Annotated in this window: 13 protein-coding genes and 2 pseudogenes; 9 read left to right on the top strand and 6 right to left on the bottom strand. The window is 71.1% G+C overall.

Annotated features, from left to right (window positions below):
* Positions 1-271, bottom strand: a pseudogene (locus tag ABD844_RS33595) (hypothetical protein); the annotation flags it as partial.
* Positions 272-356: 85 nt separating this feature from the next.
* On the opposite strand from ABD844_RS33595, the gene ABD844_RS33590 reads away from it, so the two are divergent.
* From ABD844_RS33590 to ABD844_RS33580, 3 genes are all read left to right on the top strand, one after another.
* Positions 357-1,553 (top strand): FAD-dependent oxidoreductase, encoded by a 1,197-nt coding sequence (locus ABD844_RS33590; RefSeq protein ID WP_344886930.1) that lies wholly within the window; start codon positions 357-359, stop codon positions 1,551-1,553.
* Between the two features lie 91 nt (positions 1,554-1,644).
* The gene (locus ABD844_RS33585) at positions 1,645-2,982 is read left to right on the top strand and encodes a class II 3-deoxy-7-phosphoheptulonate synthase (RefSeq protein ID WP_344886928.1); all 1,338 of its coding nucleotides are present in this window, start codon (positions 1,645-1,647) and stop codon (positions 2,980-2,982) included.
* 195 nt (positions 2,983-3,177) lie between these two features.
* On the top strand, positions 3,178-3,945 hold the full coding sequence (locus tag ABD844_RS33580; RefSeq protein ID WP_344886926.1) for an SAM-dependent methyltransferase: 768 nt from the start codon (positions 3,178-3,180) through the stop codon (positions 3,943-3,945).
* 139 nt (positions 3,946-4,084) lie between these two features.
* On the opposite strand, the gene ABD844_RS33575 is transcribed toward ABD844_RS33580, so the two are convergent.
* Complete coding sequence (locus ABD844_RS33575) at positions 4,085-4,456, bottom strand: thioredoxin family protein (protein ID WP_344886924.1); 372 nt, start codon at positions 4,454-4,456, stop codon at positions 4,085-4,087.
* 288 nt (positions 4,457-4,744) lie between these two features.
* Between ABD844_RS33575 and ABD844_RS33570 the strand changes: the two genes are divergently transcribed.
* Positions 4,745-6,109, top strand: coding sequence for a pentapeptide repeat-containing protein (locus ABD844_RS33570; RefSeq protein ID WP_344886922.1), 1,365 nt, complete (start codon positions 4,745-4,747; stop codon positions 6,107-6,109).
* Positions 6,110-6,208: 99 nt separating this feature from the next.
* Here the strand turns inward: ABD844_RS33570 and ABD844_RS33565 are convergent, their stop codons facing one another.
* The 3 genes from ABD844_RS33565 to ABD844_RS33555 are packed head-to-tail and all read right to left on the bottom strand — an operon-like array spanning position 6,209 to position 7,348.
* Entirely contained in the window at positions 6,209-6,679 is a 471-nt protein-coding gene (locus ABD844_RS33565) for an SRPBCC family protein (protein ID WP_344886920.1), read from the bottom strand.
* A complete protein-coding gene (locus tag ABD844_RS33560; protein ID WP_344886918.1) occupies positions 6,669-6,998 on the bottom strand; it encodes an ArsR/SmtB family transcription factor in 330 nt (109 codons plus the stop codon). The genes ABD844_RS33565 and ABD844_RS33560 overlap by 11 nt, the downstream gene beginning before the upstream one ends.
* Positions 6,995-7,348 carry a VOC family protein gene (locus tag ABD844_RS33555; RefSeq protein WP_344886916.1) on the bottom strand — a complete coding sequence of 118 codons (354 nt, stop codon included), beginning with the start codon at positions 7,346-7,348 and terminating at the stop codon, positions 6,995-6,997. The genes ABD844_RS33560 and ABD844_RS33555 overlap by 4 nt, the downstream gene beginning before the upstream one ends.
* 104 nt (positions 7,349-7,452) lie before the next feature.
* Here ABD844_RS33555 and ABD844_RS33550 point away from each other — a divergent pair, with 104 nt between their 5' ends.
* Positions 7,453-8,130: a permease prefix domain 1-containing protein gene (locus tag ABD844_RS33550; RefSeq protein WP_344886914.1), complete on the top strand. Its 678-nt coding sequence runs from the start codon at positions 7,453-7,455 to the stop codon at positions 8,128-8,130.
* Between the two features lie 70 nt (positions 8,131-8,200).
* Here the strand turns inward: ABD844_RS33550 and ABD844_RS33545 are convergent, their stop codons facing one another.
* Positions 8,201-8,536 carry a helix-turn-helix transcriptional regulator gene (locus ABD844_RS33545; protein WP_344886913.1) on the bottom strand — a complete coding sequence of 112 codons (336 nt, stop codon included), beginning with the start codon at positions 8,534-8,536 and terminating at the stop codon, positions 8,201-8,203.
* Between the two features lie 100 nt (positions 8,537-8,636).
* Between ABD844_RS33545 and ABD844_RS33540 the strand changes: the two genes are divergently transcribed.
* The 4 genes and pseudogenes from ABD844_RS33540 to ABD844_RS33525 form a co-directional block, all read left to right on the top strand.
* Positions 8,637-9,812, top strand: a complete 1,176-nt coding sequence (locus tag ABD844_RS33540; RefSeq protein ID WP_344886911.1) for a cytochrome ubiquinol oxidase subunit I — start codon at positions 8,637-8,639, stop codon at positions 9,810-9,812.
* A gap of 19 nt (positions 9,813-9,831) precedes the next feature.
* Positions 9,832-10,596, top strand: a complete 765-nt coding sequence (locus ABD844_RS33535; RefSeq protein ID WP_344886909.1) for a cytochrome d ubiquinol oxidase subunit II — start codon at positions 9,832-9,834, stop codon at positions 10,594-10,596.
* Between the two features lie 6 nt (positions 10,597-10,602).
* On the top strand, positions 10,603-12,348 hold the full coding sequence (gene cydD, locus ABD844_RS33530; RefSeq protein ID WP_344886907.1) for a thiol reductant ABC exporter subunit CydD: 1,746 nt from the start codon (positions 10,603-10,605) through the stop codon (positions 12,346-12,348).
* Positions 12,345-12,798, top strand: a pseudogene (locus ABD844_RS33525) (thiol reductant ABC exporter subunit CydC); the annotation flags it as partial. The gene cydD and the pseudogene ABD844_RS33525, both read left to right, overlap by 4 nt.

The following is a 12,798-nucleotide window of genomic DNA, read 5'->3' as shown; positions in this document are numbered from 1 at the left end:
CCGGCCGCCGGCCGGCGGAGCGGGAACGGCGCGCGGCGGTGAGCAGGCGGGCGCGGAGACCGGCGGGCGGCGGCACGGCCACCGACTCGGCCAGCCGCGCGGCCGTCTCCCGCAGGCGCAGGACCTCGGCCGAACATCCCGGGCACGCGTGCAGATGCCGCTCGAAAAGCGCCCACTCGGCGTACGGCAGCGCGTGCACGGCGTAGGCGCCAGAGAGGGCGTGGAGGTCGTCCCGCATCATCCACTCCCTGCCTGAGAGGGGCTCACGCATGTACTTCGGCTGCTCGGGCATGTCGGATGGCCACGGTGCTTGCTCAATTCGCGAGACGCGGAACAATCTCATCAGGTGATGAATTATGGGATGTGTGATTGCGGGCGGCGGCCCCGCGGGCGCGATGCTCGCCCTGCTCCTGGCCAGGGCGGGCATAGAGGTGACGCTGCTGGAGAAACACGGCGACTTCCTGCGCGACTTCCGGGGCGACACGATCCACCCGTCCACGCTGCAGGTGATGGACGAGCTGGGCCTCGCGGAGGAGTTCCTGAAACTCCCGCACCACAAGGAGTACGGCCTCACCATGGTCACCGACGTCGGCGAGGTCCCGCTGGCGAGCCTGCGCAACCTGCCCGGCAAGTACAAGTACATAGCCTTCGTCCCGCAGTGGGACTTCCTCAGGCTCATCACGTCGGCCGCCGAGCGCTACCCGACGTTCCGGCTGCTGATGAACGCCGAGGCGTACGACCTGATCCGCGAGGGCGGGGCGGTGCGCGGGCTGCGTTACCGGGACGCGTCCGGCGAGCACGAGATCAGGGCGGACCTGACGGTCGCCGCCGACGGCCGGACCTCGGTGCTGCGCGAGCGGGCCGGGCTGGCGCCGCGGAACCTCGGCGCGCCGATGGACGTGGTCTGGTTCCGCCTGCCCCGGTACGACACCGACCGCAGCGGCATGTTCCTGCGCGTCTCGAGCGGGCACATGATGGTCGCGATCAACCGGGGGACCTACTGGCAGCTCGCGTACCTCATCGTCAAGGGCGGCTACGGCGAGCTGCACAGGCGCGGCATCGACGCGCTCCGCGAGCCGGTGGCCGAGTTGATCCCCTGGCTGGCCGACCGGGTGCACCTCATCGAGAGCTACGACGACGTGAGCGTGCTCACGGTCGTGCTCGACCGGCTGCGCCGCTGGCACCGGCCCGGCTTCCTGTGCATCGGGGACGCCGCGCACGCCATGTCGCCGGTCTTCGGGGTCGGCATCAACCTGGCCGTGCAGGATGCCGTCGCCGCCGCCAACCTGCTCACCGGCCCGCTGCGGTCGGGCGCGCCGATGACCGGGGCGCTGCTCGACCGGGTGCAGCGGCGGCGGATGCTGCCCACCCGAATCACGCAGGCGGCCCAGCGCGTGATGCAGAACTGGGTGATCACGCCCGCGCTGAGCAGGCGGTTCGACCCGTCGCGGCTGCCGCGCGACCTGACCAGGATCCCGGTGGTCAACCGGCTGACGCGGCGCTTCATCGGCCGCGGCGTACGGCCCGAGCACGTGATGGTAAAGGAAGCTTGACCGGCTCTGGGTTCGTACCCGTATAACCGCATTCTCACAACGTGGACAAGAGGGTCGGTGCCGCCGAGCCAGTGGAATACCCTCGTATCTCGTGAGCAGCAATCTAGTGGATCTCGATTCCTGGCGAGCCCTCCCCGCGGCGCAGCAGCCTGACTGGCCAGACCGCGGCGAGCTCGACAAGGTTGTCGCCGAACTCGGCGGCCTGCCCCCGCTGGTCTTCGCCGGCGAGTGCGACCAGCTCAAGGAGCAACTGGCCGCGGTGGCCCGCGGCGAGGCGTTCGTCCTTCAGGGCGGCGACTGCGCCGAGACCTTCTCGGGCGCGACCGCCGACAACGTACGGCAAAAGCTGAAGACCCTGCTGCAGATGGCCATCGTGCTGACCTATGCCGGCCGGGTGCCGGTCGTGAAGATCGGCCGCGTGGCCGGGCAGTTCGCCAAGCCGCGTTCGAAGGGCACCGAGGTCCGCAACGGCGTCGAGCTGCCCGCCTACCGGGGCGACATGGTCAACGGGTTCGACTTCACCGCAGAGGCGCGCAATCCCGACCCGTGGCGGCTGCTCAAGGCGTACCACTCCTCGGCCGTGACGCTCAACCTGGCGCGCGCCTTCACCAAGGGCGGCTACGCCGACCTGCGGCAGGTGCACGCCTGGAACCAGGACTTCGTGGCCGAGTCGCCGGCCGGGCGCCGCTACGAGCAACTGGCCAGGGAGATCGACCAGGCGCTGGCGTTCATGCGGGCGTGCGGGGCCGACCCGGAGGAGTTCCACACGGTCGAGTTCTACTCCTCGCACGAGGCGCTCATCCTCGACTACGACAGGGCGCTCACCCGCATCGACTCGCGTACGGGGCTGCCGTACGACGTGTCGGCCCACATGGTCTGGATCGGCGAGCGCACCAGGCAGCTCGACGGGGCGCACGTCGACTTCTTCGCCAAGATCCGCAACCCGATCGGCGTCAAGCTCGGCCCGACGACCACTCCCGACGAGGCGCTGGCGCTGATCGACAGGCTCAACCCGGCCAACGAGGCGGGGCGGCTCACGTTCATCACCCGGATGGGCGCCTCCAAGATCCGCGAGCACCTGCCCGCGCTGGTCAAGGAGGTCACGGCGACCGGGGCCCGGGTGGCGTGGATCTGCGACCCGATGCACGGCAACACCTTCGAGGCGCCCAGCGGGCACAAGACCCGCCGGCTCGACGACGTGCTCGACGAGGTGGCGGGCTTCTTCGAGGTGCACCGGTCGCTGGGCACGCACCCCGGCGGCATCCACATCGAGTTCACCGGCGACGACGTGACCGAGTGCGTGGGCGGGGGTCACGAGATCGGCGAGACCGACCTCGCCACCCGCTACGAGACGGCCTGTGACCCCAGGCTCAACCGCAGCCAGTCACTCGACCTGGCCTTCCGCGTGGCCGAGCTCTACCGCGGCTGACGCCGTCAGCGCGGCGGCCGCCCCACGCGGCCGCCGCAAGCTCACCCGCTTCCCGGACACGCCCGGCATCCGCGCGGTTACCGGAAGCCGAGCGTGATCTACGTCTCATTTCCCGGATAATCCGAAATCTCGGGTAATCAACCGTTTCACGGCTATGATCCCCCGAAAAGAGACCAATTACCGGGAGACAAAAGCGTGGAGAGAGCTCCGGAGGGGGTCGACCCGAACATCCCCAACGTCGCACGCATGTACGACTACTTCCTCGACGGGAAGGACAACTTCGCGGCCGATCGGGCGGCGGCGGAGCAGATACTCAAAACGTTCCCCCACACCAAGGAGGGCGCCCGCGCGAACCGGGCGTTCCTGCGCCGCGCCGTCCGCCACGTGGTGAGCCAGGGCGTGACCCAGATCGTGGACCTGGGCGCCGGCCTGCCCACCCAGGGCAACACCCACGAGATCGCCCCCGAGGCGCGCGTGGTCTACGTGGACTACGACTCCGTGGTGTGCGTGCACGGCCGGGCGCTGCTGGCCAGGGCCGCGAACGTGGACTTCTTACAGGCCGACGTACGCGAGCCGGACGCGCTGCTGGACAAGCTGGGCTCGCTGGTGGACTTCGACCGGCCGGTGGCGTTTCTCGCGCTGGCGATCCTGCACTTCATCCCCGACGACAGCGCCTACGACGTGGTCACCAAGCTGCGCGAGGCGAGCGCGCCCGGCAGCCACCTGGTGATCAGCCATGCCGTGGACACCACGCCCGACACCACCCCGCAGGCGCTGGAGATCTACCGCAAGGCCACGGCCGCGCTGAGCATCAGGACCCCCGAGGAGATCCGGCGCTTCTTCGACGGGTACGAGCTGACCTCGCCGGGGCTGACGTATCCGGCCGGCTGGCGTCCAGACGACCCTGAGCCGCCGGAGAACGCCATCACCTTCGGCTGCGTCGGAGTCGGGCGCAAGCCCTGACGCGCAAGCCCTGAGGTGAGGCGCAAGCCCTGACGCGCAAACCCCTGACGCGCAGGCCCTGACGCCCGCGGGCCCCGCCACGCGGGCGGGGCCGGTCGCCGGGGGCCACTCCTGCCGGGCCCGCTTCGGCTCGCCGCGGTCAGTTTTGAGCCTGCTTCAGCTCCTCGCTCAGCTCGGTCCGGATGGCGTCCATGTCGAGCGCCCTGACCTGCCGGATCAGATCTTCGAGCGCGGGCCCGGGGATGGCACCGGCCTGGGCGAAGACCACGATGCCGTCGCGGATGGCCATGAGCGTGGGGATCGAGGTGATGTCGAAGCCCTGCGCGAGGCCCTGCTCGGCGTCGGTGTCGATCTTGCCGAAGGTGATGTCGTCGTGCTTGTCCGACGCCTGCTCGAAGATCGGCCCGAACTTCTTGCACGGCGGGCACCACTCGGCCCAGAAGTCGAGCAGCACGATCCCCTTGTCGGCGATGTCGTTGAAGTTCTTCTCGGTTACTTCGATGGTCGCCACGAGTGGCTCCTCGCTCGTTGTCGCTAGCAGTGCATCGGTCTCAACCACGTACCCGTATCCAGCATTCCATGCTCCGCCGCCCCGCGGGCGCCGGAGCGGGCGGGAGATCGCGGCCGGCGGAGCGGTCCCGGTCTGCCCGGTTGCCACCAGGACAGACAGGGATATTCAGGACAAACTTCGCATATCCGGCACTTTTGCACTAATTTAGACTGCATATTTCCACATAAAAGTGGAAAGAACATTAAATCATCGAACCTTGACACGGGCCCCGGCGGGTATGACCCATGCATGGACTGGGTCACCTGCGCGTATTCGGCTGCCTGCACCGGAATCGCTAGCCGGCCGTCCGGCTGCTGCCTCGCACACCTCACCTCCGACCAGCTCGGCGCGGCCCTCGGCGACCTCTCCCCCGGCCGCCTGCTCGACCTGCGCGGCATCACCGTCACCAGCGACCTGCTGTCCAGAGTCCTGGAGGCCACCGGCGGCAGGCCCGGCAGGGCCCGGCTCGACCGCGCCAGGTTCACCGGCGACGTCCGGCTGTCCGGGGTGACGTTCGCGGGTGACGTGTCGCTCGACGGGGCCGCGTTCGACCGGCTGGCCTCGTTCTTCGGCGCCCGGTTCGAGGGGAACGTGTCCCTGGCCGGCGTCCGATTCGCCCGCGAGCTGTCCTTCCACGGGGTCACCGTGCGCGGGCACGTCTCGCTCGACCGGGCCGTGATGGCCCGCGACGCGCTGTTCAGCCAGGCCGTGTTCGGTCACGGGCTGTCGTGCGAGCGGGCCAGGTTCGACGGGTACGCCACCTTCGACGGGGCCCGGCTCGGTGACGGTGCCGTCTTCAGGGGGGCGCGCTTCGGCCGTACTCTGTCGTTTCGCAAGGTCAGCGGGAACGCCGGGTTCGAGGCGGCGCACTTCGCGGCCGACGCCTACCTGTCGGCCACCGGGCGGCTCTCGGTCGCCAGGGCGCGGGCCGACGGGCTGCTCGACGTGGCGGCGGCGCGGTGCGGCGTCGACCTGCGCGGGGTGGAGGTGGCCGGGCCCACGACGGTACGCCTGACCGACTCGCAGGCCGATTTGGAGGGCGCGGTGCTGCGCGGGCCGGCCACCGTGACGGGGCGGGGCACGTCCACGCTGACCTCGCTGCGCCAGGTCGAGGCCGACGACCTGGGCCTGTCCGGGCTCGACCTGTCGGCGTGCCGGTTCGCGGGGCTGTCCCATCCCGCGGGGGTGCGGGTCAAGGACTGCACGTTCGCGCTCACGCCGCGCGGGGTGCGGGTGAGCCTGCGCTGGCCCATGCTGCGGTGGTTCTCCCGGCGGCGGGCGCTGGCCGACGAGCATCCCCTGCAGGGGCGCTCCGATCCCGACGAACCTGAGGTCTCACCCGACCGGCTGGCCGCGATCTACGCGGGCCTGCGCCCCAGCGACCGGGCCACCTCGGCGGACTTCGCCTTCGCCGCCATGGAGATGCGGCGGCAGGCCGGTCACGGGTGGTGGCTGTCGGTGTCGTGGCTGCTGTTCGGGTACGGGATGCGCATGAGCCGGGCGGCGGCCTGGTTCACGCTCCTGGCGGCGCTCACGGCGGCGGCCGTCCTGTGGTCGTCCACCTCGCACGCCACCTCGGCTCCCGCGCCTTCACCACCGTCCCTGTACCCCTGACCTCGGCGTACCCTTGACCTCGGCCTGGCCGGCGTCCGGCATGGCCGCCCGCCGGACGCCCCTGCCGGACGGCCCGGGGCGGGCCGCCCGGCAGGTGGGTCACAGCTCGGCGGCGATGGTGGCGATGGCGCCGAAGTGGCGGGGCCAGCCGCCGCCCATGATGCGGCGTGAGAGCTGCTGGAGCTCGTCCCCCGGGTCGAAGCCCTCGTGGTCCAGGAACAGCCTGGTCCCCTTCCCCTCGGGCTCCAGCCGCCAGGTGACCGTCCAGTCGGCCCGCTTGCCGTCGCTCCAACTGATCCGCAGCAGCTTCTCCGGCTCGATCCGCAGCACCTCGCAGTGGACCACGCCGTCGAACCCGACCTGCTTCTTGGGCGTCGTGGTGAAGGTGAACCGGTGCCCCACCTCGGCCTTGAAGTCGTTCGGCATCAGCCACCTGGCCACCAGCTCGGGCTCGGTGAGCGCGCGCCACACCTTGGCGGGCGGGTGCGCGATGAACTGGTCGAGCCTGATCGCGCCCAGGTCCTCGGCGCTCCCGCCGTGGGACGTCTCGCTGGACATGTCATGAGACATCGTCGTCCTCCATTTCGTCGAGCAGCGTGGTGAGGGCGGCGAGCCTCTCCCGCCAGAACCGTTCGTACGGGGTCAGCCAGTCGCGGATCTCCATGAGCGGCCCCGCCTCCAGCCGGTAGTGCCGTTCGCGCCCCTTGCGGGACTCGGCCACCAGGCCCGCGTCCTTGAGCACCCTGAGGTGCTCCGAGACGCTGGGCCTGCTCATGTCGAACCGCTCGGCCAGCCGCCCGGCGGGCTGCGCGCCCTCGTCGAGGAGCAGGCGCAGCAGCTCGCGCCGGGCCGGGCTGGCCAGGGCCGTGAAGACGTGGTCGGTGGTCACGCCTGGCTGACCACGAAGCCGTTGCCGTACGGGTCGTGGAACAGCAACTGGCGGCCCCACGCCTGCTCGCTCGGCCCGTCGAAGGCGACCTCGTGCTCCCGCAGCCGGGCCGCGAGCGCGTCGAGATCGGACGAGCCCACGACGAGCCCGCCGACGGGCGCCATGTCGGGGAACCAGGAGGCCAGCAGCAGCGTGGTCGTCTCGCCCTTGGGCGCGACGGTGAGCCAGCGCCCCATGGGGAAGGGATTGTCGGAACGCACCTCGAAGTCGAGCGCGCGCGTGTAGAAGTCGAGTGCCGCACCCTGATCGGCGACCGGCACGGTGATCGTGAGGATGGAGGAGATCAGCATGTCAGACACTATACGTAGGTTTTTTCCTACACATCAAGACCTCAGGAAAATATCAGGGAATTCCCCGATGAGACCCCGAGATCACCGTCCGTAAACTGATGGTCATGCTCATCGACGACTACATGGCAGAGCTGGACGACGCCCTGTCCGGCCCTCAGGGACCCAAGCGCGACATGGTCGTCGAGGCACGCGACAGCCTGGTCGACACCGCCGACGCCCTGGAGGCCGACGGGCTCGACCGCGCGGAGGCCGAGCGGCTGGCCGTGGCGGAGTTCGGGCGGGTCTCGGAGGTCGCGCCCGGCTACCAGGCCGAGCTGACCGCCGCGACGGGGCGGCGGCTCGGCGTGCTGCTGCTGGTCAGCGTGCCGATCACGGTGGCGATGTGGGCGGTGCTGTGGCGGATGTACCCGGCCACCGACGAGGTCTGGCTGCACCAGCCGGGGTGGTACTCCGCGGTCTCCCGGCTGCTGGACATCATCCAGCTCGGCACCGGCCTGTACGGCGGCCTGGTGTTGTTCGCGCTCAGCCGGGGCGCCCGGTGGATCCGGCGGCCGCGGCTGGCCACCAGGTCACTGGGCGTGCTGGTCTGGGCCATGCTGCCGGTCACAGCCGGGCTGGGGATGCTGCTGACGTACGGCACCGACGCGCCCAACACCCTCGGCTTCCTGCCCGCCGTACTGGCCAACCTGGTCACCTCGGCGCTCTGGGGCGTGCAGATCTACTGCGCGACCCGCTGCGTACGCCTCACCCGGGCACGAGGCACGGCCGCCACGCATGGCTGAGCGCCGGGCATGACCGACCGGCGCGCAGGACTGGTCGGCCCGCCGGCCTGGCGGGAGCTCACCCCCGGGCTCAGCCCAGAGCGCTCGCCTCGGCACGCAGGACGCTGCCGATCACGCTGGTGAACTCCCGCCAGGCCGACCGCTCCCCCTGGAGCTGCTTCCTCCCCGAGTCGGTCAGCCGGTAGGTGCGGCGCTTGCGCCCGCCCACCGTGGCCCACTCGCTGGACAGATAGCCGATGCGCTCCAGTCTGCGCAGTGCCGGGTAGACCGTGCCCGTGGGCACATTGAGCGCACCCCCGCTGCGCTCCTGCAGCGCCTCGATGATGGCGTAGCCATGCAACGGCTCCCGCTCCAGCACGGAGAGCAGGAGCGCGTCCATGTGCCCACGCAGCGCATCCGGATTCATGTCTTCGATCCTAGACACCCGACCAACATGTAGCCAGTCTACATGTAGGCTTCTATATGTAGGCTTTCTATATGTAGCTAGGCGCAACAACGGAGCGGTAATGGACGTACTGGATCTGGCGCGCACGCAGTTCGCCGTGACCGGCAGTTTGCACTTCCTGTTCGTGGTGCTCACGCTGGGGCTGGCGCCGCTGGTGGCGATCATGCACACGAAGTGGGCGCGGTCGGGCAATCCGCTGCACGAGAGCATGACGCGGTTCTGGGGACAGGTCTACGTCATCAACTACGCGCTGGGCATCGTGACCGGGCTGGTGATGGAGTTCCAGTTCGGGCTGGCCTGGAGCGGGCTGTCGCACTACGCGGGCGACGTGTTCGGCGCGCCGCTGGCCATGGAGACCCTGGTGGCCTTCTTCCTTGAGTCCACCTTCCTGGGCCTGTGGATCTTCGGCTGGGGGCGGCTGCCCAAGTGGGCGCACCTGGCCTGCATCTGGCTCGTGACGCTGACGGCGTACGCGAGCGCGTTCTACATCATGGTGGCCAACTCGTTCCTGCAGAACCCGGCAGGGGCCGTGGTCAGCGGCGGGCGCATGCAGCTCACCGACTTCGGGGCGCTGCTCACGAACAAGGCCCTGGTCTTCGCCTTCCCCCACGTCGTCGGGGCGGGGCTGTTCACCGGCGGGATGGTGCTGGTGGGGGCCAGCGCGTACATGCTGCGGCGGCGCACCCCCGACACGGAGTTCTTCGCCAGGTCGATGCGGACCGGCGTGGTCACCGCGGCCATCGGCGTCTTCGTGGCCATGGGCTTCGGTTACGCCCAGTTCGCCGGCATCCAGGCGGGCAAGTTCGGCGACGACAGGAACATCCTCGCGGCCGTCGGCCTCGGCTTCATGATCGAGATCGGGCAGCTCCTGGCGCTGGTGGTGCTGCTCGTGATGCTGCCGATGATCTCCTCACTGCCGAGGCGGCGCTGGACGCATCCGATCCTTATCCTGATGACGCCGCTGCCCTTCGTCCTGTCGATCCTGGGCTGGATGGCCAGGGAGATCGGCCGCCAGCCCTGGATGATCTGGGAGCGGCTCTCCGTGGCCGACGCCATGTCCCCCGGCCTGACCTCGGGCATGGTCACGACCTCGTTGATCGGGTTCACGGCCGTGCTGGGGCTGCTGGCGATCGTCGACTACGTCCTCATCGCCCGGGTGATCAGGCGCGGCCCGCGCGCCCTCGACCTCGGGGCGACCTCCCCCGACGACAAGCCCGCCCCCGCGCTGAGCTACTGAACCACTGAGGAGTGCTGACATGGAAGTGATCTGGTTCGCCTTCTTCGCGGTGCTGCTGGCCGGGTACTTCGCCCTGGAGGGCTTCGACCTGGGCGTGGGGCTGCTGCTGCCGGTGCTGGGCAGGACCCGCGACAACCGGGATCGGATGGTGGCCGCCATCGCCCCCTACGTGCTGGCCAACGAGGTGTGGCTGGTGGCCGTCGCCGGGACGCTGTTCGGGGTCTACCCGCTGCTGGAAGGCGAGGTGCTGTTCGGCCTCTACCCGCTGGTGGTGGCCATGCTGCTGTGCTGGGTGCTGCGGGACGCCGGGCTGTGGTTCCGCCGCAGGCTCGACGGCTCGCTGTGGCGCGGGTTCTGGGACGGCGCGATCGCGTTCGGCTCCCTGGGGCTGTCCGTCGGCTGGGGCATGGCCCTGTACGCGGCCGCCACCGGCTTCGCGTCCTCGCCCGTGCACCCCGTCGGCCTGATGCTGGGCGTGGTGGTGACGCTGCTGTTCGCCTTCCACGGGTGGACGTTCCTGGGCTGGCGGACGCCTGGCGTGTTCGGTGCCACCAGGTCGGGGCCGATGCTGCTGGTCTCGGCCCTGGTCGCGGCGCTGCCCGCCGTGGGGGTGCTCGTGGGGGCGATGCCGTACCTGTTGGAGAACACCGCTCCCCCGGCCACGCTGAATGTGCTCAGTCTCATGGTGCTGCCGTTCGCGCCCATCATGCTGGGCGCGCAAGTATGGGTGTGGCGCACTTTCCGGCCAGGGAAGGATGCCGTCCGGCTCCCGTCGTTCTTCTGAGGGCACGTGCACAAGGATCTCCTCGCGCTCATGCGGGCCGAGCGCTCGGTTCGCCGCCACCTGGGCGTCACCATGGCCGCCGCCGTGCTGGCGGGGCTGCTCGTGCTGGTGCAGGCCGAGTTGCTGGCCGGCGTGCTGTCCGGCCGGTTCACCGCCGCCGCGCTGGCGGTGCTGGCGGCGGTGGTGGGCCTGCGGGCGCTGCTGGCCTGGGGCCAGGGCGTCTTCGCCGGGCGCACCGCGACGGGCGTGAAGTCCGCGCTGCGCCACCGGCTGCTCGACCGGCTGCGCGAGCTGGGGCCCGCCCGGCTCACCGCGCACGGCTCCGGCGAGCTGGTCACGCTGGCCGGGCGCGGCCTCGACCGGCTCGACGACTACCTGACCGGCTACCTGCCCGCGATCGCGGTGGCCGCGGTGGTGCCGCTGGCGGTGCTGGTCAGGCTGTTCGCCGCCGACCTGGCCAGCGCGGTGATCGTACTGGTCACGCTGCCGCTGATCCCCGTCTTCGGCGCCCTCGTCGGGATGACCACCAAGGCGGTCACCGAGCGGCAGTTCCTGGCCCTGTCGCGGCTCGGCGGGCACTTCCTCGACGTCGTACGCGGGCTGCCGACGCTGCGCGCGTTCGGGCGGGCCCGCCACCAGGCCACGGTCATCGCGCAGGTCGCCGACGCCCACCGCGGCGCCACCATGCGGACGCTGCGGGTGGCGTTCCTGTCGTCGCTCGTGCTGGAGCTGTGCGCGTCGCTGTCGCTGGCGCTGGTCGCCGTGCCGATCGGGCTGCGGCTGCTCGGGGGGTCGCTCGACCTGACGACGGGGCTGCTGGTGCTGTTGCTGGCGCCGGAGGCGTACCTGCCGCTGCGGGCCATGGGCACGCGCTTCCACGCCTCGATGGAGGGGGTGGCGGCGGCGGACGCGGCCTTCGCCGTACTGGACCGGTCGGCCGAGGAGGCGCGGCCGGAGGGCGCGCGCGCGACGTCCGCCGGGAGCGGGGCGCCGGAGATCCGGCTCGAGAACGTCACCGTGCGCTACCCCGGCCGCGACGACGCGGCCCTGGAGGACGTCTCCCTCACCATCGGCCCGCGCGAGCGCGTCGCGCTCGTCGGCGAGAGCGGCGGGGGCAAGAGCACGCTGCTCCACCTCATCCTGGGCTTCGTCCGGCCGTCCGCCGGCCGGGTCCTCGTCGACGGCGTCGACCTGCGCGAGCTCGACCTGACGGGCTGGCGGGCGCGGCTGGCGTTCGTGGCCCAGCGGCCGCACCTGTTCGCCACGTCGGTGGCCGACAACATCCGGCTCGGGGCGCCCGAGGCGTCCATGGAGGAGGTCAGGCGGGCGGCCGAGGCGGCGCACGCGGACTTCGTGGCGGCGCTGCCCCAGGGGTTCGGCACGGTGGTGGGCGAGCGCGGCACCAACTTCTCGGCGGGCCAGCGGCAGCGCATCGCGCTCGCCCGCGCCTTCTGCCGCCCCGGCGCCTCCGTGCTGCTCCTCGACGAGCCCACGGCGCGGCTGGACGGCCGCAGCGAGGCGGCGGTGGTGTCCGCGACGGAGGAGCTGACCCAGGGGCGTACGGCTGTCATCGTGGCGCACCGGCCCGCCATGATCGAGCTGGCCGACCGGGTCATCCGCGTCCACGAGGGACGGGTCGTCTCCGACACCACCCGCCCTGCGGTGGCTGAGAGCGCACCCGGCGGCACAGTGGTCGAGAGCGCGCCCCGCGGCTCACAAGTCGCGGCGCGGCACGAGGGGAGCGGGCGATGAACCGGCGCATGGGCACCCGGCTGACCTGGGCGGTCCTGGCGGGGGCGGCGGCCGACCTGGCCGGGATCGGGCTCATCACCGCCGCCGCCTGGCTGATCACCCGGGCCGCCGAGCAGCCGCCGCTGGCCGCGCTGAGCGTGGCGATCGTGGCGACCAGGGCGTTCGCGACGAGCAAGGGCGTCTTCCGCTACGCCGAACGCCTCACCGGCCACGACGTCGCCCTGCGCGCCCAGGCCGGCACCCGCGAACGCCTCTACGAGGCCCTCGTCCCGCCCCAGCGGCCCCGGCACGGCGGCGCCGACCTGCTGAGCCGCATGGTGGACGACACCGAGGCCGTCCAGAACCTGCTCGTCCGCTGCCTCCTCCCGGCCGCCGCGGCGGCGCTGGCAGGGCTGGCCGCGGTCGTCGTCGGGCTGACGATCCTCCCCGCGGCGGCGCTGGTGCTGGTGG

It is taken from the genome of Nonomuraea antimicrobica (assembly GCF_039536965.1).
In the GTDB taxonomy this organism is placed as follows: domain Bacteria; phylum Actinomycetota; class Actinomycetes; order Streptosporangiales; family Streptosporangiaceae; genus Nonomuraea; species Nonomuraea antimicrobica.
The sequence above is the reverse complement of the archived record's forward strand: the minus strand, read 5'-3'. Positions and strand labels throughout refer to the sequence as shown.

Bases quoted from the DNA above. Each gene is read 5' to 3' on its own strand.
- ABD844_RS33590 (WP_344886930.1), top strand. From the start codon at position 357: ATGGGATGTGTGATTGCGGGCGGCGGCCCCGCGGGCGCGATGCTCGCC.
- ABD844_RS33570 (WP_344886922.1), top strand. From the start codon at position 4,745: ATGGACTGGGTCACCTGCGCGTATTCGGCTGCCTGCACCGGAATCGCT.
- ABD844_RS33565 (WP_344886920.1), bottom strand. From the start codon at position 6,679: ATGTCTCATGACATGTCCAGCGAGACGTCCCACGGCGGGAGCGCCGAG.
- ABD844_RS33555 (WP_344886916.1), bottom strand. From the start codon at position 7,348: ATGCTGATCTCCTCCATCCTCACGATCACCGTGCCGGTCGCCGATCAG.
- ABD844_RS33550 (WP_344886914.1), top strand. From the start codon at position 7,453: ATGCTCATCGACGACTACATGGCAGAGCTGGACGACGCCCTGTCCGGC.
- ABD844_RS33545 (WP_344886913.1), bottom strand. From the start codon at position 8,536: ATGAATCCGGATGCGCTGCGTGGGCACATGGACGCGCTCCTGCTCTCC.
- ABD844_RS33540 (WP_344886911.1), top strand. From the start codon at position 8,637: ATGGACGTACTGGATCTGGCGCGCACGCAGTTCGCCGTGACCGGCAGT.
- ABD844_RS33535 (WP_344886909.1), top strand. From the start codon at position 9,832: ATGGAAGTGATCTGGTTCGCCTTCTTCGCGGTGCTGCTGGCCGGGTAC.